Annotated in this window: 24 protein-coding genes and 1 tRNA gene; 11 read left to right on the top strand and 14 right to left on the bottom strand. The window is 56.8% G+C overall.

Annotation, left to right across the window (positions count from 1 at the left end; all coding sequences use genetic code 11):
• Positions 1-41 precede the first annotated feature (41 nt).
• From proB to rplU, 4 genes are all read right to left on the bottom strand, one after another.
• Positions 42-1,181: a glutamate 5-kinase gene (proB, locus tag LLY24_RS14030; protein WP_259036922.1), complete on the bottom strand. Its 1,140-nt coding sequence runs from the start codon at positions 1,179-1,181 to the stop codon at positions 42-44.
• 22 nt (positions 1,182-1,203) lie between these two features.
• Positions 1,204-2,394, bottom strand: a complete 1,191-nt coding sequence (gene cgtA / locus LLY24_RS14025; protein WP_259036921.1) for an Obg family GTPase CgtA — start codon at positions 2,392-2,394, stop codon at positions 1,204-1,206.
• Between the two features lie 181 nt (positions 2,395-2,575).
• Entirely contained in the window at positions 2,576-2,833 is a 258-nt protein-coding gene (gene rpmA / locus LLY24_RS14020) for a 50S ribosomal protein L27 (RefSeq protein WP_259036920.1), read from the bottom strand.
• Between the two features lie 31 nt (positions 2,834-2,864).
• Positions 2,865-3,176 carry a 50S ribosomal protein L21 gene (gene rplU, locus LLY24_RS14015; protein ID WP_259036999.1) on the bottom strand — a complete coding sequence of 104 codons (312 nt, stop codon included), beginning with the start codon at positions 3,174-3,176 and terminating at the stop codon, positions 2,865-2,867.
• A 300-nt stretch (positions 3,177-3,476) separates the two neighbouring features.
• Here rplU and ispB point away from each other — a divergent pair, with 300 nt between their 5' ends.
• The 3 genes from ispB (at position 3,477) to LLY24_RS14000 (ending at position 5,327) form a co-directional block, all read left to right on the top strand.
• On the top strand, positions 3,477-4,481 hold the full coding sequence (ispB, locus tag LLY24_RS14010) for an octaprenyl diphosphate synthase (RefSeq protein ID WP_259036919.1): 1,005 nt from the start codon (positions 3,477-3,479) through the stop codon (positions 4,479-4,481).
• 86 nt (positions 4,482-4,567) lie between these two features.
• Positions 4,568-4,644 (top strand) — tRNA-Pro (locus tag LLY24_RS14005).
• A 203-nt stretch (positions 4,645-4,847) separates the two neighbouring features.
• Positions 4,848-5,327 carry a hypothetical protein gene (locus tag LLY24_RS14000; RefSeq protein WP_259036918.1) on the top strand — a complete coding sequence of 160 codons (480 nt, stop codon included), beginning with the start codon at positions 4,848-4,850 and terminating at the stop codon, positions 5,325-5,327.
• A gap of 473 nt (positions 5,328-5,800) precedes the next feature.
• Here LLY24_RS14000 and LLY24_RS13995 read toward each other — a convergent pair whose 3' ends face one another.
• Positions 5,801-6,412 carry a hypothetical protein gene (locus tag LLY24_RS13995; protein WP_259036917.1) on the bottom strand — a complete coding sequence of 204 codons (612 nt, stop codon included), beginning with the start codon at positions 6,410-6,412 and terminating at the stop codon, positions 5,801-5,803.
• 73 nt (positions 6,413-6,485) lie between these two features.
• Positions 6,486-6,848 carry a DNA adenine methylase gene (locus tag LLY24_RS13990; RefSeq protein ID WP_259036916.1) on the bottom strand — a complete coding sequence of 121 codons (363 nt, stop codon included), beginning with the start codon at positions 6,846-6,848 and terminating at the stop codon, positions 6,486-6,488.
• 233 nt (positions 6,849-7,081) lie between these two features.
• Here LLY24_RS13990 and LLY24_RS13985 point away from each other — a divergent pair, with 233 nt between their 5' ends.
• From LLY24_RS13985 to LLY24_RS13965, 5 genes are all read left to right on the top strand, one after another.
• Positions 7,082-7,519: a DUF1153 domain-containing protein gene (locus LLY24_RS13985; RefSeq protein WP_259036915.1), complete on the top strand. Its 438-nt coding sequence runs from the start codon at positions 7,082-7,084 to the stop codon at positions 7,517-7,519.
• Positions 7,410-8,660: an IS3 family transposase gene (locus LLY24_RS13980; protein ID WP_259036998.1), complete on the top strand. Its 1,251-nt coding sequence runs from the start codon at positions 7,410-7,412 to the stop codon at positions 8,658-8,660. Before LLY24_RS13985 ends, LLY24_RS13980 begins: the two co-directional genes overlap by 110 nt.
• Positions 8,657-9,337: a helix-turn-helix domain-containing protein gene (locus LLY24_RS13975; RefSeq protein ID WP_259036914.1), complete on the top strand. Its 681-nt coding sequence runs from the start codon at positions 8,657-8,659 to the stop codon at positions 9,335-9,337. Before LLY24_RS13980 ends, LLY24_RS13975 begins: the two co-directional genes overlap by 4 nt.
• Positions 9,321-9,743, top strand: a complete 423-nt coding sequence (locus LLY24_RS13970) for a PIN-like domain-containing protein (protein WP_259036913.1) — start codon at positions 9,321-9,323, stop codon at positions 9,741-9,743. Before LLY24_RS13975 ends, LLY24_RS13970 begins: the two co-directional genes overlap by 17 nt.
• Before the next feature lie 121 nt (positions 9,744-9,864).
• Positions 9,865-10,353, top strand: coding sequence for a hypothetical protein (locus LLY24_RS13965; RefSeq protein WP_259036912.1), 489 nt, complete (start codon positions 9,865-9,867; stop codon positions 10,351-10,353).
• Between the two features lie 35 nt (positions 10,354-10,388).
• On the opposite strand, the gene LLY24_RS13960 is transcribed toward LLY24_RS13965, so the two are convergent.
• The 6 genes from LLY24_RS13960 to LLY24_RS13935 form a co-directional block, all read right to left on the bottom strand.
• Entirely contained in the window at positions 10,389-10,739 is a 351-nt protein-coding gene (locus LLY24_RS13960) for a LexA family transcriptional regulator (RefSeq protein WP_259036911.1), read from the bottom strand.
• A 435-nt stretch (positions 10,740-11,174) separates the two neighbouring features.
• Entirely contained in the window at positions 11,175-11,651 is a 477-nt protein-coding gene (locus tag LLY24_RS13955) for a hypothetical protein (RefSeq protein WP_259036910.1), read from the bottom strand.
• A 1-nt stretch (position 11,652) separates the two neighbouring features.
• Complete coding sequence (locus LLY24_RS13950) at positions 11,653-12,597, bottom strand: hypothetical protein (protein ID WP_259036909.1); 945 nt, start codon at positions 12,595-12,597, stop codon at positions 11,653-11,655.
• A gap of 97 nt (positions 12,598-12,694) precedes the next feature.
• A complete protein-coding gene (locus tag LLY24_RS13945; protein ID WP_259036908.1) occupies positions 12,695-12,898 on the bottom strand; it encodes a hypothetical protein in 204 nt (67 codons plus the stop codon).
• A gap of 187 nt (positions 12,899-13,085) precedes the next feature.
• Positions 13,086-13,337 carry a S24 family peptidase gene (locus tag LLY24_RS13940; protein WP_259036907.1) on the bottom strand — a complete coding sequence of 84 codons (252 nt, stop codon included), beginning with the start codon at positions 13,335-13,337 and terminating at the stop codon, positions 13,086-13,088.
• A 225-nt stretch (positions 13,338-13,562) separates the two neighbouring features.
• Positions 13,563-14,762, bottom strand: a complete 1,200-nt coding sequence (locus LLY24_RS13935; RefSeq protein WP_259036906.1) for a Bcr/CflA family efflux MFS transporter — start codon at positions 14,760-14,762, stop codon at positions 13,563-13,565.
• A gap of 160 nt (positions 14,763-14,922) precedes the next feature.
• On the opposite strand from LLY24_RS13935, the gene LLY24_RS13930 reads away from it, so the two are divergent.
• The gene (locus LLY24_RS13930; RefSeq protein ID WP_259036905.1) at positions 14,923-16,104 is read left to right on the top strand and encodes an MFS transporter; all 1,182 of its coding nucleotides are present in this window, start codon (positions 14,923-14,925) and stop codon (positions 16,102-16,104) included.
• A gap of 21 nt (positions 16,105-16,125) precedes the next feature.
• Here the strand turns inward: LLY24_RS13930 and LLY24_RS13925 are convergent, their stop codons facing one another.
• Positions 16,126-17,181, bottom strand: a complete 1,056-nt coding sequence (locus LLY24_RS13925; protein WP_259036904.1) for a glycosyltransferase family 4 protein — start codon at positions 17,179-17,181, stop codon at positions 16,126-16,128.
• A gap of 40 nt (positions 17,182-17,221) precedes the next feature.
• Here LLY24_RS13925 and LLY24_RS13920 point away from each other — a divergent pair, with 40 nt between their 5' ends.
• Complete coding sequence (locus tag LLY24_RS13920) at positions 17,222-19,312, top strand: HAD-IIB family hydrolase (RefSeq protein WP_259036903.1); 2,091 nt, start codon at positions 17,222-17,224, stop codon at positions 19,310-19,312.
• Complete coding sequence (locus tag LLY24_RS13915; RefSeq protein WP_259036902.1) at positions 19,312-20,187, top strand: glycosyltransferase family 2 protein; 876 nt, start codon at positions 19,312-19,314, stop codon at positions 20,185-20,187. The genes LLY24_RS13920 and LLY24_RS13915 overlap by 1 nt, the downstream gene beginning before the upstream one ends.
• Here LLY24_RS13915 and LLY24_RS13910 read toward each other — a convergent pair.
• The gene (locus LLY24_RS13910; protein WP_259036901.1) at positions 20,178-21,416 is read right to left on the bottom strand and encodes a glycosyltransferase; all 1,239 of its coding nucleotides are present in this window, start codon (positions 21,414-21,416) and stop codon (positions 20,178-20,180) included. The genes LLY24_RS13915 and LLY24_RS13910 overlap by 10 nt on opposite strands.
• Positions 21,417-21,508 lie beyond the last annotated feature (92 nt).

Here is a 21,508-nt window from a genome sequence, read left to right as displayed (position 1 = left end):
AGCGTAGCAGCTAGGCGGTCACCGGCGAGCCGCGAGTACGCTCAGACGATGACCAGGTTGTCGCGATGAATCAGTTCGTGGGCCTCGACGTAACCGAGGATCGCCTCGATCTGGTGGCTCGGCTGGCCTGCCAGCAGTCGCGCCTCGTCGGCGCCGTAGTTGACCAGCCCTTTGGCCACCGGCACGCCCGCATCATCGACGCAGACCACCATGTCGCCACGACGAAAGCCGCCAGCCACGCCGCGTACGCCCACGGCCAAGAGGCTCGAGCCCTTCTCGCGCAGCACCTTGACGGCACCGGCATCCAGCGTCAGCGTGCCGCGCACCTGTAGCTGCCCGGCAAGCCAGCGCTTGCGCGCGGCCATGGGCGCCTGCTCGGGGTGCAACAGGGTGCCGAGCGCCTCGCCCGCCATGAGCCGCGTGATGACCTCGGGCTGACGCCCGCTAGCGATTACCGTTACCGCCCCCGAGCGCGCCGCGAGCTTGGCCGCGCGCACTTTGGTGCTCATCCCGCCACGCCCGAGGGCACCGCCGCTGCCCGCCACTGCCGCCAAGCGCGGATCGTCTGCCCGCCCTTCGGCGATCAGTTGGGCGTCGGGGTTATGGCGTGGGTCGGCGTCGAAGAGCCCTTCTTGGTCGGTGAGCAGAAGCAAAGCATCGGCTTCGAGCAGATTGGCGACCAAGGCACCGAGGGTGTCATTGTCGCCAAAGCGAATCTCGTCGGTGACCACGGTGTCGTTTTCGTTGATCACCGGTACCACGCGCATCTCGACCAGGGTGCGCAGCGCCGAGAGCGCGTTGAGATAGCGCTTGCGGTTGGAGAGATCGTCATGGGTGAGCAGAATCTGCGCGGTGAGCATGGCATGGCGGGCAAAGTGCTGTTCGTAGCACTGAGTCAGCCCGTTCTGGCCCACGGCGGCGGCGGCCTGCAGCTCGTGCACGGCACTCGGACGAGCCTGCCAGCCCAGGCGCACCATGCCCGCCGCCACCGCGCCCGATGACACCAGCACCACCTCGACGCCGCGTTGATGCAGCGCGGCAATCTGATCGACCCAGTGGCCGATGGCCGCTTCGTCGAGCCCCCGGCCGTCGTTGGTCAACAGCGCGCTGCCGATCTTCACCACGACCCGGCGGGCGCCGCTTAGCGTCGTCCGCCCTGCCATCCGCTCAAGACTCTCCATGCGCCTTCTCTCCCTTGCCGTCTCAGGGCGCGTATTCGATCTCGACGTCGTAGTCATCGTCGTCGAAGTCGTCGTCATCTTCGTCATCGCGACGCTTCTTGCGCCGCCCCAGACGTGCCTCGGTACGCGCGACGGACTCCTCCTCCATACGCCGACGCATCTCTTGCTCGCGCTCGAAGGCCTCTTCGTCCTCGTTCTCCAGGCGCTGCTGCTCGGTCAGCCAGCGGTAGGCGGCCTGCACCAGCTTATCGGTGCCGTCGCTACCGATGGCGGAGATGCGAAACACCGGGCCCTCCCACGCCAAGGCATCGATGATCGCCTGGGCACGTGCGTCGCGCTCCTCTTCCGGCAACAGGTCGAACTTATTGAGCACCAGCCAACGCGGCCGCTCGGAGAGCGCAGGCGAGAAGGTCTTGAGCTCGTGGACGATGGCCTTGGCCGCCTCGACCGGATCGCTCTCATCGAAAGGCGCCACGTCGACCACGTGGAACAGCAGCCGCGTGCGGGTCAGGTGCTTGAGAAAACGCAGCCCCAGGCCCGCGCCGTCGGAAGCGCCTTCGATCAATCCCGGCACGTCGGCCATCACGAAGTGCTCGTGCATGCCCAGCTTGACCACGCCAAGGTTGGGCACCAGTGTGGTGAAGGGGTAGTTGGCGACCTTGGGCTTGGCCGCCGATACCGAGCGGATCAGTGTCGACTTACCGGCATTGGGCATGCCCAAAAGGCCAACGTCCGCCATCACCTTCATCTCCAGGCGCAGGTTGCGCCGGTCGCCTTCGGTGCCCGGCGTGGTACGCCGAGGCGCGCGGTTGGTGGAGGATTTGAAGTGAATATTGCCAAGACCGCGCCGACCACCCTGGGCGACCAGCACGACCTGGCCAATTTCGGTGACGTCGGCGATGACTTCGAGGGTCTCCTCGTCGATCACCGTGGTGCCGACCGGCACCTTGACGTGCAGATCTTCCCCGGCCTTACCGCTCATTTGGCGGCCCATGCCGCCCTGGCCGTTCTCGGCCTTGTAGAAGCGCTGGTACTTGAAGTCGATCAGCGTATTGAGGGCATCGTCACCGATCAGGTAGACGCTGCCGCCATGGCCGCCGTCACCGCCGTCGGGGCCGCCCTTGGGCACGTACTTCTCGCGGCGAAAGCTCAGACAGCCATTGCCGCCTTTTCCCGCCTCCACGATGATGGAGGCTTCATCGACGAACTGCATTGGTTTCTCCCGGCCGCTTCCGCCGCCCTGTTTAAGAACCGTTTCGACCAACCGTTTCTACAAACCGTTGCTGCGAAAACGGATACTACTTACAAATACGGAGCCTACTGACAAAAAAGCCCCGCAATGGCGGGGCTTTTTGTCTGGCAAGTGCTAACCGCTAGCCCTTGCTCGGCGCGTCTCAGGCAGAGACGACGCTGACGAACTTACGGTTGTTCGGACCTTTGGTCTCGAACTTGACGACACCGTCGTTCAGCGCGAACAGGGTGTGGTCACGGCCCAGGCCAACGCCAGTGCCTGCGTGAAAGCGTGTGCCGCGCTGACGCACGATGATGTTGCCCGCCGTTGCGGCTTGGCCACCGTAGAGCTTGACGCCCAGGCGTTTGGATTCAGAATCGCGACCGTTACGCGTGGAGCCGGCTGCCTTCTTATGTGCCATTGCAAAATCCTCCTCTTGGGGAATTGGCCGCTTACGCGGAGATTCCGGTAATTTTGACTTCAGTGTACCACTGACGGTGGCCCTGACGCTTCATGTGGTGCTTACGGCGACGGAACTTGATGATGGTCACTTTATCGCCACGGCCGTGAGATACGATTTCAGCAGACACCTTGGCACCGCTGACCAGCGGCGCGCCGATGTTGAAGTCGTCGCCATCGGCAACCAGCAGCACTTGGTCGAACTCGATGGTTTCACCCGTCGCCACTTCGATTTTCTCGAGCTTGAGGGTCTGGCCTTCCTGAACGCGGTACTGCTTGCCACCGCTTTTGATAATTGCGTACATGTCACTCTCCGGTACGGTAGTGGTGCCGCGACCGGCAGGCCGGGCGGCGCTCATCGGGAATCGCTCTTGTCGACCTGCGGCGAGTGGCGCCCCTTTTGGCAGCCATCTGACAGGGAGCATGATGAGTGGGCCGCGGATTATAACGACTCTTGCCACATACCACAAGACGCCCGTGCATTGTCAATCCACGCATGCCCGCGAGCGCGGCGCCTTTTCTTGACGGCCACGGGGGCGCCCCATAGCATGAGCCAAGTTCACGGCGGCAGCGGCCGCCCTCACCTCCCGCGATGAACGGAATCCATGACCGCCAACGTCTCTTCAACCCAGCCTGCAAGCTCTCCGTCTTCACCGCTGCATGCCGTCGTGGCAGACGATTTCGACGCCGTCAACCAAACGATCGTCGCGCAACTGGCCTCCAAAGTCCCGCTGGTCGAGACCATCAGCCAGTACATCATCGCCAGCGGCGGTAAGCGCCTGCGCCCGCTGCTGGTGCTGCTGGCCGCGCGTTCGCTGGGCTACCAGGGCGACAAACACGTAACGCTCGCCACCTTGATCGAGTTCATGCACACCTCGACGCTATTGCACGACGATGTGGTCGATGAATCTCACCTACGGCGCGGCAAACAGACCGCCAACGACCACTGGGGCAACGCCCCCTCGGTGCTGGTGGGCGATTTTCTTTACTCGCGCTCGTTCCAGATGATGGTCGACGTTGGCTCCCTGCGCATCATGGCGATTCTCTCGGCCGCTACCTGCATGATCGCAGAAGGCGAGGTGCAGCAACTCACTAACATCGGCAACCCCAATATCTCCGAAGCCGACTACTTCGAGACCATCAAGGGCAAGACGGCCATGCTCTTCGAGGCCGCCTCGCAAAGCGGTGCCGTGGTGGCCGAGGCCACTTCCGAACAAGAAGAAGCGCTTAAGCTCTACGGTCGCTATCTGGGGCTCGCCTTCCAGCTCATCGACGACCTGCTCGACTACGAAGGCGACGCCGACGCCATGGGCAAGAACGTCGGCGACGATTTGGCCGAAGGCAAACCGACCCTGCCGCTGATCTACGCCATGGAGCAGGGTACACCCGAGCAGACCAAGCTGATTCGTCAGGTGATCCGCAAGGGCGGGCTCGAACAGCTCGACGACGTATTAGAAATCGTGCACGCCACCGGCGCGCTCGACTACACCCGAAAGCGCGCCAACGAAATGGCCGATTTGGCACTGGCCCAGCTCGACGCCCTGCCGCCCAGTCCCTACCGCGACAGCATGGCCCACCTGGCCCGCTTGGCCGTCGACCGTCAGGCATAAAAAACCGTACAGCGCTTCCCAGGGCTTGAAAAACGCCCCGGCAGCGCGTATGATCCATCTCCGTCGTTGAGCCTCTCAACGACCCTCGGAATATAGCTCAGCTTGGTAGAGCGCTGCCTTCGGGAGGCAGAGGTCGTAGGTTCGAATCCTGCTATTCCGACCATATTATTGAAAACGGCCACTTAGCTAATATAGCTAGTGGCCGTTTTTGTTTATGTCTGCTTCTAGGTTCCAAAGCCAGCCCTTGATGAGAATCCACTTAAGAAAATGCATATTGCAAGCTCCAAATCCGTGGATCATCCTCACATACCGATATGGCATAAACTGAAAGCACGAAATTATAGAACCAAAAAGAGTGGCGCACAAGTGAAAACCGAAACCTTAAATCTTATACAGGCAACTGCCTCAGTTGCATCGCTAATTGGTTTATTTGTTGCCATATACGTTGCATGGCTAAGCAATATATTAAGGAAAGAGGAGTTGTACAGCAGAGTCCTTGAGAAGGCCACGCGAAATGCAATAGAAGCTAAGAAAATTCTAATCTCAACAAGTGATCTAAGGTCAGAGCTGAAAAAGAAAAAAATCAATGACCCTGTCAAGAAGGCAGCATTTAATAAAGCAAAGGAGTGGCTAAAGCAGCTACATGAGGTAGAAGTGATTGGAATGAGAGAGGATGCTGAAAGTGCACAAAATTTTATAATTGAAGGAAGGAAAAATCTTAAAGTTGCGGATTTACACCAAATTTCAGCACGCTTAGATAAAACTTACTCACGCATGGCTTTAAACTCTGACAACATCGTAAAGAAAGTTACGTCTCTAACAGATGAAATCATTAATTCCGAATAGGCTTTTCAGCACACCTAATGAACTGGTGATTAAAGCGTGAACGCCGCCCAAAAATTAAGATATTCCGCTACTCCCTGCGCGAAACGCCCACCGGCGAGCCCACTATCGTTTTTGATATCCGCCTGCAGAACCAAGGCGCGAAAGTAGGCCTTACTCCCTCCGACACAGTGAAACTATGGATAACCTATGCCGAAATGCCTCACGTGATTGACCACCTAATGGATGAGCGAACCTGAGAGGCTCACCGAAAAAACATCTTGAATCTGCTCGCCTCGCACTTCACCCCACCACCTTGTTGAACACTGCGAAAAAGTGCATAAACGCGCATGAAAACGCATAAAAAACAACTCCTTAGAACCGCCTTCCCGCCCAGCAGTGGCACGGCTTGAGAGCCTACCGCAAGGGTGCATAAAAACCTCTACATTTAGCGCGCGGGCGGGGCGGGGTGACGATGGCGCGGCGTGGGAAAGCTTTTAGCTCGCCTGATGCTCATCTACTAGTCTCTTTAGCTCTTGAACATGCGACTCCAAAGAAGCACTCTTAGTTGTTATTACTGTGATATAGATACCATAAGCTCCTGTACTGATAAGTGCAGGGCCTAACGTTCCAAAGAAAAAAGTAAAAAATAAGAGAACTTCTTTTGAATCATGGAAGTCACTGAGTGAGGCTTTAACCCATAGCACGATCACTTCGGCTACAGCAAAAAAACCTGTGAATAGCAGAAACGCGGATGCAAAAAACAGGACAGGAGTTGAGAAAACTGAAAAAGCTCTCCATATTTTTGGATGCTTAAAACCCCACTTTTCTTTAATTGAATGGTTTGCATGGTTCCATTGAATTAGCGCCGGGCTTGATTTGCCGAAAACTTCCCATGCATTCATGGGTCCCCATGACACCTGAGCAAGGTCGTCTATAAGCTTTGCAGAGGCTCTTTTTTTATAGCAGCGCCAGTAGGCTACCTCTAGGCCAAATTGTGATGGTCGGTGATTGGTGTTAAATAGATACTTATCATAAGCATTCTCTAAATACTTATAATCCTTCGCTTTAACTGGCAACGATACTCCTGGGAGGCTAAGTGTAATCATTTGGCTTTTCCTGTATCTATCGAAAAACACCGCCCCTTTCGGAGCGGCTTAGCATGGGTAGCTGGCTAGAGACTTACCGGTTGGTGATAATGAGCTCTCCGCGTGGCTCGGTCGCTTGCTGCCCCACAGTATACCTAATTAAAGTTGTTTGCAGAGTTAAGCCCTTAAATGCATCACGCATCTCCGGCGTATCGTTAACGCTAATAGCAAACTGCCCCTGCCCTGTTCGGGCTAGCTCGCCCATCCGATAGTACTCTTCCAAGGTGAAGTCGCAGCCGTACCCAGCGGTGCCCCAGTATGGCGGGTCGAGATAGAACAGCGTGCCTTCCCGATCATAACGCCGGATGCATTCCGCCCAATCCAGGTGTTCGACCACCGCCCTTGATAGGCGTAGGTGGGCATCGCTTAAATCTTCCTTAATGCGTAACAGGTTCATGCGTGGTGGAGAAACCGCTGACCTTACCGCCAAACGCCAGCTTCTGCAGGTAGAAGAAACGCGCCGCCCGTTGGATATCGGTTAAGTGGCGTGGCTCGATCTCTTTTTGAGTGAGATACTCTTCGCGGCTAATCAGCCCCCCACCGGAACTGCTTCACCAACTCATCAGGGTGGTGCTGAAGTGACCCCCTCCCGAGCTGCACAGGCTATAGTGCAGCCATTAGGAGGATAAAATGAGCAATGAACCTACCGTCAAACGTTGGACGGCGAAGCGCAAAGCCGCCGTCGTCATGGACATATTCAAAGGCAAGGCTACCGTCGCTGAAGTGGCTCGGCAGCACGATCTCACCGTCTCCGAGCTTGAGGGTTGGATGAATGAGGCCCAGCGCAGTATGGAAAACGGGTTCAGAGCTCGCCCGAAGGACGTCCGCGAGCAGTGCGAATCTGAACTACGGGAGACCAAAGAGGCGCTGGGAGAGGCCCACCTGCAGATCTATGCGCTAAAAAGTTTCGACGCCTGCTCGACGAGGACGAGAACTCGTAAGGTCGCTGCAGGCGCAACTGGCCGAGGAGGGCCATGTGGTGTCGCTGGTCAAGCTCTGCCGATGGCTGGGGTTACCCCGGCGAAGCCTGTATTACCGGCCCCAGTCGCGGCAGCGTGTCATCAGTGACGACTTAGCGGCGCGGGTGAAGCTGACGTTGGAGCGGTTCCCCACCTATGGCTATCGCCGACTGGCGTGTGTGCTGGGTGAAAACCGTAAGCCGATTCAGCGCATCCTGCAGCTCAAGGGCTGGCAGGTACGCAAACGGCCTCAAGGCTTCCGCCCTCGCGCTAAGAGCTTGCCATCCGCTGCCTCGAGGCCTGATGAGCGCCGGGCGACAGACCTCACCCATGTGTGGTGCGGTAAGAATCGGCGAGCTAGTCTGGCAGTGATCATTGACCGCTGTACACGAGAGATCCTCGGCTGGCGATTATCCGATAATGGCAGCAGCAAGGCGGCAGAGGCTGCGCTGGAGGAAGCACTGATCTATCGGCTGGGAGCGCTAGAACGTATTCAGCAACCGTTGGCTCTTCGATCAGATAACGGGCTTGTGTTCAGCAGTCGCCACTACACCGGTACGTTGAAGGCCTATGGCCTCAGGCAGGAGTTCACGATGCCGTATACCCCGGAGCAGAACGGGCTCGTCGAGCGCTTCTTCCGCTCCTTGAAGGAAGAGTGCATCTGGCTCCATCGCTTCGAGTCTCTGGGCCAAGCCCGAGCCGTGATTGATCGCTGGATCCGGTACTACAACGAAGAGCGGCCGCATCAGTCTCTAGACTATGTGGGCACCCCGAGCCCACCCCCGCAGTATCTGCGTAGGGTGTGCAGAAACCAGGGGGGGCATTACACGGAACGCAAGGAAGTGCTGGTGGGCAATAGCGAAAATGCAAAGCGCCTACGCCATACCTACGCGACAGAAGCGCACGCCATTGAAGAAGCCACCGCCGAGCTCACGCGCCTGCAACGCAAACATTCCGAACTGACGCTAGACCTGGCCGAAGGGCGCGCCGACATCTACCCAGAAACCCCGGTGGCCACCGTGGGCTACAAACCCGAAATCGATGCCACGCCCTGGATCATTGACGAAGTGCGCCACGATCTGAACGACCGTGGTTACACGTGCAGTATCAGGATGGAGACGCTTTCTTCTTGCGCTGTCCACGTAAAGTGTCAGACTATAGCCATGTGCAACAGAGTAAAACACTCTAAAATACACCCGTTCAAGCCGCCGTATTTCATACCTAGCGCTACGCTAGGGGGTAGACCATGACCGCATTCACTAACATCGGGCTTTACAGCCCCAAGCAAGCAGAGCGCCTGACTGGCGTAGAGGCGGATAAAATTCGCCGCTGGCTCATGCCTGCGCGGTCGTCTAAAGGGCCTCTCTGGCAGCCAGAACCCCAAGCGTTAGGCGCAGAAGACACACTCAGCTTTAAAGACCTGCTCGAACTCCGTGCCGTGGCACAGTTCCGCCGCCACAACGTCAGCCTGCCGGTAATTCGTGAAGCACTGCATGTACTCAGAGACTACCTACAGCGTGATTATCCCCTGATCAATCCGCAGCTCAGCACCGATGGCAAAAAAGTATTTTTAAAGGTGCTGGAAGAAAGTGGCGAGACGGCTATCACCGACTTGGTGAAGCGTCAAAACGTGTTTCACGATGTGATCTCACCCTCACTAAAAGCGGGCATTGAGTTCGACGCGGCAGGCTACCCCATTCGCTGGCAGCCCGACCCCGAAGACACAAGTGTTGTGATCGATCCGCGCTTTGCCTTCGGCAAGCCCATCGTGTTACCAAGCCACATGCCCACCGCCACACTGGCCCAAGCGGCTAAGGTAGAAGGTAGCGCAGCAGATGCAGCGCGTGCGTATGACGTAACGCAAGAAGAAGTAGAGCGCGCAGTAAAATTCGAAGAAAGGATTTTATCGGGTGCACTTCTTCATTGACGAAAATATAAGCCATCACATCGCCAACGCCCTTAACCAACTAGCCAAACTCTGCAGTGAAAGCCACACAGTTTTGCATGCCCGTGAGGTCAACGGCGGCCCTGGCATGCCAGATGAAGTGTGGCTGGAACAGCTCAAGCAATCAGATAAGAGCTGGGTGATCGTGTCAAAAGACCGTTTCCAAAAAGGGAACCGTGAAAAATTTGTATTTGAAAATTGCGGTATCACCACGATCAACCTGGGCAATGATTGGAAAAACGCTAAGGCATGGGAAACTGCCTTACGGCTGATTGAATGGTGGCCAACCATTTCAAAAGAAGTATTAGATACGCCAGGCCCTATGCACTATGACCTTCCATGCAAGAAGCCCACCAAGCTGAAGGGCCGTAAGAAAGCCGTAAAGTAGTGTACACACCAACCACTCCAATACCTCTAAAGGCGATATAGCAAATATTCACCTCCTAAGGCAACATAATTCGACTAGCGGGATACAACGCTAGCTTTCACATCTAAGGGAAAAACGCAAAATGAAAAAAATACTATTATCTACTTCAGTAGCAGCCTTGCTAACAGGGTGTGCAGCCCCCTCCATACAAGCCCCCTATGATCCAGGCCGCAATTATATTGAGACCTACAATGGCGAGTTTTCACAAGTTTGGGAAGCCACAGTAGACTGGTTTGCGACAAATAACATACCCATTAAAAATATTGAAAAAGCGTCAGGTATTATTGGCTCTGATTACGCCCTAGGTGCTAGCCATAGCCAGATTGATTGTGGCGCTATTGATGTAGGAAGTATGTACGTACTGAGAGACGTAAACGCCACAGCAAACTTGAATGTCCTGGTGCGAGAGCAAGCTGGTCGAGTATCCGTACAGCCAAATATCTTCGGCAATGCAAGCTATACGTTGCAAAGCACGTGGGACGGCAGCCTAGCCGTCGTAAAACCAGATCGTTGCATCTCAACGGGAGAGCTTGAGAGAAGTTTGCATCAATACTTATCATCACGATTTTAAGCAACCATGCCCCATCGCAGATGGGGCAATTATCCCTACACCGCCCAGCACCGCGCCTGTCTCACCACCACCCCCTTGAACTGTTTCGTATTGACAAAACACCCCTGCCCACCATTAGCAGGCAGCAACCGGCAGCGGCTGCCCACCCGGTGCGATTTAAACAGCCGGTATTCGCCCTCTACTTCCGCCACCACATGATCGACATGGCCAAACGAGCGCGCCTCATCCACCACCAGCACATCGCCTTTCAGCCATAACCCGCCGGGTTTAGCCTCTTCACTCACCTCAACAAAAAAATAACTGGGCGGAAATTTCTGCTTATCAATATCGGCTACGGCTGGGTGCTCCACGCCCACCACTGCTGGCCCCAAGTAATTCACTCGCATGCTGTTGCCCTGTGCTTTCTCCACATTAAGCGACGACGATTAACGCTTGCATGCCGCTTTCCTTAGCCATAATACTATATAAAAAACATATATCAGCTAAAAAAGCGATTGATCAATCGCACAGCATACCGCCAGAGCAAAAGAGCAAGTGGAAAGCTAATTTGTGGGAGATGTCTGAGCACCCCGGGCTTGTAGCAGCGCTTGGTGCTGTATTAGGCGGGTAGAAGGAAGAGGGCGATAGCCCCCTAGCAACTACATTGCGCGAGCCGAAGTCCGCGCTATACAACGAACTAGGATGAATTGACGAAGGCTCATAAAGGTGAAGAGACAACTCATCGAACACTCACTACTCAGTCAAAATTTAAGTAGTTGAGTACTTTTTATTATTCTATACTAGACGTTTTTTACTCATATTTTAAATATGATACTTAAGCACTACTTTGCTTTTTTCTCTTCAACTTGGTCATCATACTTCGCTAGCTGCTTGTTAATAAGCTTATCTGGCAATGTAATGGAAAACAGAAAAGCTATAACTGAAAAGAATATAAAGGAACGTTCCAGCCATAAGTGAAATAAAGGATAGGAATTATCATCAACCAACCGTGATAAGAAAATCAATGCTAAAGTAATAAGATAAGCATGAAAAAGATCCTTATGCCTAATCAAAGATTTTACATAATTATTCCTTGCTGCTCTATTATACCTCCATGTTTTCTTACGATAAAAAATAGGCTCTCCTATAATAGTCATCACCGCTATAAGAAAACCAGCAAGAATCGAAAAAACATTTATCAATACATCCGAAGCATCAGAATTATCATGAATTAATGGCTGGCCATAAAAAGCCCCTACCGCAGCAACGAGGCATACAACAAGGAGCTTAAGTGACAAAAACCAATCAATATTTTTCATCTCATTGCCCTAACAAGCGATCTCCTTCCAGCTTTCTATAATAAGCCTTCAGCTTAACCCAAACACTATCATAGTACACACTTTTCCCATATCTCTCTACGGATGCTTTCGTTTGCAATCTCATATCAAAAGAACGAAGAGGTTCCCCATCATGGGTATAAATAACTATTCCGTCATCTTCTATTGCTTCTTCTGCAATCTCTCTGAGCTGGGATTTTGCAATATCATTAGCTCTTGTATTACCTTTTAACTTAACTGTCCCCTCGACGATCAAGTCTTCCATCGCAGTCATTTGAGATTCATCATCATATCTTCCAAGTCTGTTTTTAACAGCATCAGCGGTCGCTTGTAAAACATACCTTCTAAACCAGTTCTCATGATGACCATGTTCATAGTAACTGGCATTATATGCACTAGCGGAAAACTCCACCCTTGAGACACCATGTCTTTCTATCACACGATACTTCTCTAAGTTCAATGCAGTACTTAATTTAAAACTATACTCAATACCTTCTGGGTTAATATTATCAGTTGTTCCAATTTGCAAGTAGTACTTAAGATATTGCGTGATTTTAGAATGATGCATACTTCTACCATGAGCCGTTCCAATCACATCATGGCCGCAACAATACATAAAAAAATCACCATCTTTATACTCCATGCCTTGGGGGGCAGGATAGGGTTCTTCGTTATCCTCTTCACTTTCTGCGCCAGGTGTAAGTGTGTCACTGCTCTCTCCAGGCACATAGCGAACAAAATGCAAAAGTACTCCGTGATTTTCCTGCCGATAATGTTGAATTCGAATGACCTCTCCAGCTTGGCGCCACTCTGATTCACCAACTGTGCCCACTTGCTCTCTACAGAAGCTTATTAATGACTCCAAATCAAAGGGATTATTATCACTAACGCACCTAAAGTAACGTAAAACTTTATTAGTTGTAGCCATAATTATACCTTGTTGAATTTTCCTTTAGTTTCATTACACCACTTAACACCGAATGTTTCTCAAAACTATAATTACTACAACCAACAGATTTATTAAACTAATTTTCCATCCATTCCATAAACTCATCCCAAGAAACTTTAATTCCATTTTCCTTTTTGATTCGACCTTTACACCAAATTAGTCCAGAACTGACAACGTACATATCACCTTTAAAGTTGCCTTGGTTATCGTAAACACGAAATTCAACACCACGTTGTTTTACTTCCATATCAACGCTAAGCTTATTAATATTGACTTTCATATATATTCCCTAATGTTTTTGAAGTATTCAAACCACCCGCCCAATCCGAATCTCACATCGCCCCAGAATTTCCATATCCCCCATATCCTGCGGCTTGATCATCTCGGGCTGGTACAGCTCGTTATCACTGATCAGGTACAACGCCTCCCGGCGAGGCGCTGCACGCGCTTGATCCGCCGCTCCCCACTCACCAGCAGCAAAAACACCCCTCCTGCTTCGGGTCGCGGGCCGCCCGGTTCACCAGCACCCAATCGCCATCAGCTAGGGTGCCGTCCATCGAATCACCCCGCACCTGCACCCCCACGACCTGCGCGGGGTCCAGCCCCTGGGCGGTCTGCTCGCTGCGCGGGAACTGCAAGGAGGTCTTGATCGGCTCGCCCTCGAAGCTGCGCCGCGTACCGGCGGCGGCTTCGATTTCGTATATGGATATGAATACCATACCTTCGGTTAGATCAACTAGCTCAACGCTCGACGAAATCGAACGGTTTCCAGCCAGAACGTACTTAACGTCAGCACTTTGAGCTGCAATCGTTACCAGATAGTCGCCTTTTGGGCTGAGCTGATCAGCCTAGCAAAACATTTGAGACTTTTTAATCACATGGGCAAGGTCGCCGAACTGGGTTTGAGCCCCCGTCGCTCTCTCTTCCTTTAATTAACGTTAGGGCTAACGCGCCTCCACCGCCGCGCGGCCTTTGATCAATGAACGCGCGAGCAGTAGATACGCTACCGCGCCGCAGGCGGCCATGGCCAGCACGACGGATTCCAGCGATTGGGGCAAGGCGGTGGAGAGACCACTCAGTATACCGGCGATGCCGAACTGGGCTGCGCCCAGAAGGGCTGCGGCGGTGCCTCCGCTGGTGGGGAAGAATTCCAGGAAACAGGCCTGGATATTGGGCGAGATAGCGCCTACCGGGCCGATGGTCAGCATCATGGCGGGTAGGAACAGATAAAGCGGCGCCCCCAAGAACGTCGCGGCCAGCAGCGCGACCATACCCACCGCCTGGCACGCCGTTGCCAGCTGGAGAATACGCAGCGATGGCAGCCGCGATAAGAGCACCCGGTTGAGCACGTTGAACAGGAACATGGCGACGATATTGGCAGCGAACAGCAGCGAAAACGTAGAAGAGTCCTGGGCAAAATGGCCCTGGTAGATGAACGAGGCGTAGGTGATGAACATCATCATCACCGAGAACGACCCTGCCTGCCAGGCGATGAACGGCAGCGCCGGTTTGGTCGAGAGCACGAGTTTATAGCGCGCCAATAGGCCCATTTCAGGCCCCTTAGCCCGCGAGACCCTGCCCGGCCCGGTAAACAGCACCCGGATCAGTAGCGGTATCAGCGCTAGCGCATACGCCGCCAGCGCAAAGAAGATATAGTGCCAGGAGCCCAACGCAAGGATCGCGCTGCCCACGCTAGGGGCGATTCCGGGAGCCAATACGATGATGAACCCCATCATCGAGAAGAGTTTGGCCGCGTCGCGCCCGGTGACCCGGTCGCGCACGAGCGCAGGTACCGATACCAGCGTCCAGCCAGCGCCGAAGGCTTGCACTATCCGTCCGCCCAGCAGCATGCCAAGCGAGTCAGCGGTACCGATGGCGATGCTCGCCACGATAAAGATCGCAAGGCCACCCATCAGCACCCGTTGACGTCCGAAACGGTCCGACAGTGCCCCACCCACCAACTGCCCCAGCGCCAGAGCAAGCACGTATACCGACACGCTTAGCGACACCGCATGCTGAGAAACCCCGAGTGATTCGCCGATAGCCGGAAATGCTGGCAAATAGGTATCCATGGAAAATGGGCCCAGCATGATCGTCAGCGCCAAGGTCAGCACGACGATGAAGGGTGTTTTAGCGTGGGTCATGAGCACTCGCAACGGGGATAGGTTTGACGGATTGGGCCTTATGATAAGGGCCGCTAGGCTTCGCGGCCAGTCGCTACCGACCAAGAGCCTTGGCTGGCGACAAAAAGTAGCGGGCTAACCGCTGTGCTAAGCTGGGCGCTTTCCTACCGAACGTCTAAGGATGTCCACCATCATTCATAACGCCCACACCAAGGCCGTACTGCTGCTCGCCAGCACCATGACCGTGATGTCCGGTGCGATCATCTCCCCTGCGCTGCCCGGCATTGGGCGATTCTTTAACGAGGCGCCACAGGTAGTGATTCAGTTGATCCTGACTCTGCCTGCGCTGATGATCACGCTCTTCAGCCCCTTGATGGGTTATCTTGCCGACCGTTTTGGGCGCAAGCCGCTCTTGCTCGCCATGCTCTCCGTCTATGGGCTGGCTGGGGCTTCCGGCTTTTTGATCGATCAGGTCGGCCTGCTGCTGGCCTCGCGGGCGCTGATGGGGGTGGCAGTGGCGGGCATCCTGAGCATCAGCACGACCCTGGTAGGCGACTACTTCAGCGGTACGGAGCGGGTGCGCTTTCTGGGCCTGCAGAGCAGCGCGATGGCGCTTGGCGGGGTGATCTTTATCAACCTCGGCGGGCTCTTGTCGGATTGGAGCTGGCGCGGCCCTTTTCTGCTCTATCTCACCGGTGTCTTACTCTTCCCTTACGCCTTGGCCGTACTTAGGGAGCCGCGGACAAGCACTGCCTCCAGCCCTGAAGCCAGCATACCTACCGCGCGGGTAGACGTCGGCCGTACCGCGCTCGCCTACTTCATCGCCATGATCAGCATGGTGATGTTCTACATGTTTCCCGCCCAGTTGCCCTTTCTGCTCTCCGAGCAGGACGAGGTTAGCGGCGTGGCGATCGGCATTGCGCTCTCCATGGCAGCACTGACCGCCAGCATCGTCAGTTTCTGCTATGGCCGCCTCAAAGCCAAGCTCTCGGTGATGAGCATCTACGTGCTGGGCTTCGCCATCGCCGCCTCTGGCTTGGGAATCGTTGGGGCAACCCACAGCTACGGCGCGTCGATCCTTGGTGCGGCGGTGGCCGGCAGCGGGCTTGGGCTATTCATGCCCAACACCACCACCTGGCTCATGCGCATCACCCCGGAGCGGGTGCGCGGGCGTGTGTTCGGCGGCTTCACCTCGACGTTTTTCTTTGGTCAGTTCGTCTCACCCATCTTCGTCGCCTGGGTGTCGGGCTGGCTACCGTCGCTACGTGACGTCTTCATCGCGATGGCGCTCGTGTGCCTGGCGCTTACCCTCATCGTCACCCTACTCGGCAAAACGCTGCTCAAGGCCGATAGCCAGCACTGAGGGCGCGGGCGCCACCCTTTATCAAGCGGTGAGCAGAGCGCGATAGAGCGCAACATAGTCGTGTGCCATCCGCTCTGCGCCGAAGCGTTCGAGAAACGCCTGGCGCACCCGGCGACGGTCGAGCTCGGGCAGTCGCCCCACCGCCTCGACCGCTTGGGCGTGCGACTCGACGATGAAGCCGCTTACGCCCTGCTCGACGATCTCCTCCACGGCACCGTTGCGCCAGGCAATCACCGGCGTACCGCAGGCCATCGCCTCGATCATCACCAACCCAAAGGGCTCCGGCCAGTCGATAGGAAAGAGAAGCGCGGACGCCTCGCCGAGAAACGTCTGTTTTTGCCGATCATCGAGCGCGCCTACGTGCTCGATGCCTGCGCCTAGCGCGGGGGCTACGTGACGGTCGAACCAGCCCGGGTTACCCACGTCGACCTCACCGGCAAGCTTCAGCGTGCGCCCGGTGGCGCGCGCCACCTCAATGGCGCGATCAGGGCGTTTTTGGTCCGTCATCCGACCAATGAAGGCTAAATATTCTCCCGAACCTTCACCTAAATTAAAGCGCCTGGAATCGAGGCCGTGATACACCGTTCCAAGATGGTTGCCCGTGGGGATCGAAATTCCCTGGGCGCGCGATATGGAGGCCACCGGTAAATCGGGAAAATTGGCGAAGAAAAGCTGACGATCCAGCTCGTCGACGCGCCAGTGTACGGTGGTTAGGCTTTGCCGCCGCCGCTCGCCTAGAAGCGCAGCGTGGCCGAACTCACCGTGGCAGTGAATGACATCGAACTCGTCGAGATGGCGCCGGAGAAGTTCGAGCACACAGGCTTCCAAAACGCCGGGCACGCCGGGCGGCACTTGGGCCTCGCGCGCCTGCCAGTGGTGCAAGCTAGGCGGTGTTGCCAAGTGTCGCGCTCGCGTACGGCTATCGGCGGGGGCAATGAGGGTCACCTCATGACCCAGTGCGACCAGCGCCTCGGTCAGGTCGGAGACGATCCGCTCGGTGCCGCCATTGTCGATAGGCGGCGTGGGGTAAATGACAGGCGCTACCTGAGCAATGCGTAAGGGCGTTTGCAAGAACATAGCGAGGAAGACACCTCTTTAGTGAAAAGGAATTCACGATATGCATATCGTACATCTGGCGTTACAGGGTTGCCTGCGCAGCCATGATATCGAGTATGGCATCACCGCCGACACTGGGGGCCACATTCGTTACCTGCTCGAATTGGTGGAAGCCTCGGCCGAAGATCCGGCCATTACACGCATCACGCTCGTCACCCGCGCATTTGAAAACGACTTTAGCGCTATCGACTACGCCTGCCGTGAGGAGTACGTCGGCCCCAAGATCACGCTGATTCGGCTTCCCACCGATCAGCCGGGCTATTTGCCCAAGGAGGCGCTGTGGACCGAACTCTCCTCTTTCGTCACCGCCTTCGATGCCTGGCTTGCCGCCCTACCCGCGCCTCCCGACATGCTTCACGCTCACTATGCCGATGCCGGTGAAGTTGCCGCCCGCCTCCATGCGCGCCATCGCCTCCCCTTCGTTTTTACCGCGCACTCGCTGGGACGCAGCAAACTGTTCTGCCTTGAGCAAAACGGCAGCCGTATCGGTGCCGCCACGCGCGCAGCGCTCGAGCGGCGCATCGCCTTCGAGGAGCGTGCCATCGAGCACGCCGCGCTGATCATCGCAAGCTCACGCGACGAGGCCGAGCGTCAATACGCCGACTACCACCACTACGACCCGGGCAAAATACGCATCATCGCTCCCGGCAGTCATCTCACCGACTTTCTCGATGCCGAGCCCACGCCTGCGGTGGAAGCGCTGCTGCATCCGTTTTTACGCCAGCCCGAAAAACCCGCCTTACTCGCCATCGCCCGCCCAGTCACGCGTAAAAACCTAGCCACGCTGGTACGCGCCTTTGGTGAGTGCGCGGCACTACGGGCGCGGGCTAATCTCGTGATCGTCGCTGGGGTGCGCGATCACATCGACACCCTAGAGCCAGAACTTGCCGATAACCTGCACGAACTGTTGACGCTGATCGATGACTACGACCTTTACGGCCACATTGCCTATCCCAAGCATCACGCCCCCGAGGACGTGCCCGCGCTTTATGCCTGGGCACGGGCGCGCGGCGGCATTTTCGTCAATCCAGCCTTCAACGAGCCCTTCGGGCTTACGCTACTCGAAGCCTCGGCGGCGGGCTTGCCACTGATCGCCACCGATAGCGGCGGCCCTAACGATATCGTCGAGCAGTGCGGCAATGGCGTTTTGATCAACCCACGCCACCACCAGGCGCTCGCCCAAGAGGCCATGGCGCTCTTCAACGACCACGACCGTTGGCAGCAAATGGCCGTACGCGGGCGCGATGCCGTCAGGGCTTTCGACTGGCAACGCCATGCCCAGCGTTATCACGATTTACTCACACGACTGCGCCGCCCAGTGGTCGATCCCAAGCCGATCACGTCGCTACTGATCTGCGACATCGACAACACCCTCACCGGCTCTGCCGAAGGTATCAGCGCTTTCAATGCGTGGTACGCCGCGCAGGGCGGGCTTGCATTCGGCGTTGCCACCGGGCGCAGCTTTCACAGCGCGCTATCGATACTCGAGCAAGCGGGTATTGCCTATCCACGCGTGATCATCGCCTCGGTGGGTGCCGAGGTGTACTACCGCCAAGCCGACGGCGTGACCTATCGCCAAGACACCGCTTGGTCGGCCCATCTCGATAGCCGCTGGCAGCGCGAAGCGATCCAGCGCGCGCTGAGTGAAATAACCGAACTAACGCCCCAAGGCTCACTCGAGCAGCGCCACCACAAGCTAAGCTACTTCAGCGACGGCGATAGTGCCCTTCCCGACCGTCTCAAGGCCGTTCTGACGGCGCGTGGTCTTAAAGCCAACGTCATTCACAGTCACGGTCGCTATCTCGACGTTCTACCATTGGACGCCTCCAAGGGTCTGGCAGTCGATTACCTGCGTGCGCAGTGGGGGATTGCAAGCGAAGCGCTCTACGTTGCCGGTGATTCGGGCAATGATCTCGACATGCTGCGCGCAGCGCCCTGCTCGATCGTCGTCGCCAACTACAGCGATGATCTCCTCGACGCCCCTGGCATGGCGCACGCCTACTGTACTCAGGCAGCCCACGCCCAGGGTGTCATCGAAGGGGTCGAGCACTTTCGCCAGCAGCACGCTCGCCGCCTAGGAGACATCGCCTAATGAAGCTCAGCGTGCTGACCCTGGTGCGCCACCGGCGCGAGCATCTAATCAATCTGATGAAAAGCCTCGATGCCCAAACGCAGGCGCCTGACGAGTTGGTGATCGCCTGGATGCAGCCAGCCCCCGAGAGAGACCTTCCTGCAACGCGCTTTCCCGTGCGCCACGTCATGGTCGAAGGCGATGTGCTGCCCCTTGCCAAGGCGCGTAACGCCGCCGTGGCGGCGGCCCGCTTTGAGGCCCTGGTGTTTCTCGATGTGGACTGCATCGCTTCCCCTCGGCTCGTCGAGCGCTATGGCGCCGCGTTGCGGTCACGCGCAGCGCTCTATTTGGGCGAGGTTCACTACCTCCCCGCCGACGCCGTACGTCTAAACGAAGCAGGCGCTCTCGATCTCGGGCGCTTGGCCGCCTTGGGCGAGCGTCATCCGGCGCGCCCTGCCATCGCCGAGAACGCCACTATTTCAGAGGCCGATCACGGCCAGCTTTGGGGGCTATCGTTTGCCTTGCTGAAAGAGGATCACCACCGCGCGGGCGGTATGGACGAAGGCTATATTGGCTATGGCGGCGAAGAGACCGACTACGCCTGGCGTCTGGCCAAGGCGAAGGTGCCGCTCTATTGGATCGGGGGCGCGCTTGCTTGGCATCAGCATCATCCACTTTATGCTCCGCCCTGGCAGCACTTCGATGCCATCATCGCCAATGCGCGACGCTTTCATGCTCGCTGGGGGCGCTGGTGCATGGAGTACTGGCTAGGTCAGTTTCGTGACGCGGGTGCCATCGACTGGACGCCGGATAGTCCCCGAATCGACGTACGCCGCCAGCCGAGCGACGCCGATATCGCCGCCGCTCGCCTGCCCGACAGCGCGCGCTACTGCTGAACCCGAGCTAGGGTCGTAAGCGCTCCATCTTCGGTCTTCTCAGTGGCTTGAGCATCGTCTTGGGCATCGTTTTGTGCATCGATTTGTGCCTCGGCCTGGAGATCGTTGGCGGCTGCAACCGGCGCTACGGGGGCATTTTCCCACAGCCTATCGACGCACGCTTCGAGCCAAGCTGCGGCACGCGTCGCCGCATCGGCGGCGTAAAGCGAGGCCAGACGCTCGACATCGAGCGCTCGCGCCTGGGCGAGCACCCTTTGCCAGCCCGCAAAGTCACTCGGCCATACCGGCATGTCGACCGCAGCCCCCAACTCGGCGAGGCGTTCGGCCTTGCGCGTCTGCTCACCGAAATAGCGCCACTCTGGTGCGACGATGTAGGGGCGCTCGAGCATGGCGATCTCGTGCACCGTGTTGTCGCCCGCCGAGGCTAGCACGATGTCGCTGGCCGCCAGGTACTCCACCACGTTATCCACCCAGCCGATGTTAATGAGATTGGCGAAGTCGGTCTCGTGTCCCTCTCTATGCAGTGGCCCAAGCGTCAGAAAGAGCGTTTCCGGCGCCGCCCGGGCAGCGACCGTGAGCGGCGCATAGGGGGTTCCCGCGCCACCGCCGCCGGTCAGCGCCACGACGATCTCGCGCTCGGGGTCGAGACCCAAGCGACGGCGGGCGTCGGTGCGCTCCGGCATACGCGAAGACGTGGTGCAAAGCCCGCCGGTATAGAAGGTCTTCTGGCGCAAATCGGCAGGATAGTCGGCCTGTTCCAGGCGCTCGTCGAAGGGCGCGAGCATGCCCACGCAGGCCTCGTAGGCGCCCAGATGGCCGGGGTCGTTGCGATCGCCGTGCATGCGTACCTTGACCGCAGGTACGCTGGCGATGCGCGAGAGTAGCGCCAGCTCCGCCGACACGTCGATCACGAAGAGCCCCACATCACGCTCGTCGAGGTGATCTAGAATGCTGCGCATGGTTTGGCGCATTTCACGCACGCCCATGGGCACGCAGTGCATCACTGAAGGCGTAGGCTGATCGAACAGCGCCTGGGTAGGCACCGCCGCGCCGATCATGTCGGGCAGGGCGATGAGCTCGATGTCGCGCTCGAAACCGTCGAACAGCGATGGGTCGGCAGTCAATACGCTGACCGGGCGCTCGGGCGAAAGGGCACGAATGATGGCCATGGCGCGACGGGCATGTCCGCGCCCCTGGTGATGCACGAAAAAGCTGATCGGTTTTTGCATGACACGTCCACTGTGTTAGCGAAAAAGACATCGGCCACCACGATGGCAACGAAGAGGCCACCGTAAGCATAGTCGCACTAAGGCTAAGTAGA

This window comes from Halomonas dongshanensis, assembly GCF_024790395.1.
In the GTDB taxonomy this organism is placed as follows: Bacteria; Pseudomonadota; Gammaproteobacteria; order Pseudomonadales; family Halomonadaceae; genus Vreelandella; species Vreelandella dongshanensis.
Note: the sequence above shows the minus strand (reverse complement) of the source record. Positions and strands in the feature narration are given on the sequence as shown.

Coding starts and splice junctions, on each gene's coding strand:
- proB (WP_259036922.1), bottom strand. CDS start 1,181: ATGGAGAGTCTTGAGCGGATGGCAGGGCGGACGACGCTAAGCGGCGCC.
- cgtA (WP_259036921.1), bottom strand. CDS start 2,394: ATGCAGTTCGTCGATGAAGCCTCCATCATCGTGGAGGCGGGAAAAGGC.
- rpmA (WP_259036920.1), bottom strand. CDS start 2,833: ATGGCACATAAGAAGGCAGCCGGCTCCACGCGTAACGGTCGCGATTCT.
- rplU (WP_259036999.1), bottom strand. CDS start 3,176: ATGTACGCAATTATCAAAAGCGGTGGCAAGCAGTACCGCGTTCAGGAA.
- ispB (WP_259036919.1), top strand. CDS start 3,477: ATGACCGCCAACGTCTCTTCAACCCAGCCTGCAAGCTCTCCGTCTTCA.
- LLY24_RS13995 (WP_259036917.1), bottom strand. CDS start 6,412: ATGATTACACTTAGCCTCCCAGGAGTATCGTTGCCAGTTAAAGCGAAG.
- LLY24_RS13990 (WP_259036916.1), bottom strand. CDS start 6,848: ATGAACCTGTTACGCATTAAGGAAGATTTAAGCGATGCCCACCTACGC.
- LLY24_RS13985 (WP_259036915.1), top strand. CDS start 7,082: ATGAGCAATGAACCTACCGTCAAACGTTGGACGGCGAAGCGCAAAGCC.
- LLY24_RS13975 (WP_259036914.1), top strand. CDS start 8,657: ATGACCGCATTCACTAACATCGGGCTTTACAGCCCCAAGCAAGCAGAG.
- LLY24_RS13965 (WP_259036912.1), top strand. CDS start 9,865: ATGAAAAAAATACTATTATCTACTTCAGTAGCAGCCTTGCTAACAGGG.
- LLY24_RS13960 (WP_259036911.1), bottom strand. CDS start 10,739: ATGCGAGTGAATTACTTGGGGCCAGCAGTGGTGGGCGTGGAGCACCCA.
- LLY24_RS13955 (WP_259036910.1), bottom strand. CDS start 11,651: ATGAAAAATATTGATTGGTTTTTGTCACTTAAGCTCCTTGTTGTATGC.
- LLY24_RS13950 (WP_259036909.1), bottom strand. CDS start 12,597: ATGGCTACAACTAATAAAGTTTTACGTTACTTTAGGTGCGTTAGTGAT.
- LLY24_RS13945 (WP_259036908.1), bottom strand. CDS start 12,898: ATGAAAGTCAATATTAATAAGCTTAGCGTTGATATGGAAGTAAAACAA.
- LLY24_RS13940 (WP_259036907.1), bottom strand. CDS start 13,337: ATGGTATTCATATCCATATACGAAATCGAAGCCGCCGCCGGTACGCGG.
- LLY24_RS13935 (WP_259036906.1), bottom strand. CDS start 14,762: ATGACCCACGCTAAAACACCCTTCATCGTCGTGCTGACCTTGGCGCTG.
- LLY24_RS13930 (WP_259036905.1), top strand. CDS start 14,923: ATGTCCACCATCATTCATAACGCCCACACCAAGGCCGTACTGCTGCTC.
- LLY24_RS13925 (WP_259036904.1), bottom strand. CDS start 17,181: ATGTTCTTGCAAACGCCCTTACGCATTGCTCAGGTAGCGCCTGTCATT.
- LLY24_RS13920 (WP_259036903.1), top strand. CDS start 17,222: ATGCATATCGTACATCTGGCGTTACAGGGTTGCCTGCGCAGCCATGAT.
- LLY24_RS13915 (WP_259036902.1), top strand. CDS start 19,312: ATGAAGCTCAGCGTGCTGACCCTGGTGCGCCACCGGCGCGAGCATCTA.
- LLY24_RS13910 (WP_259036901.1), bottom strand. CDS start 21,416: ATGCAAAAACCGATCAGCTTTTTCGTGCATCACCAGGGGCGCGGACAT.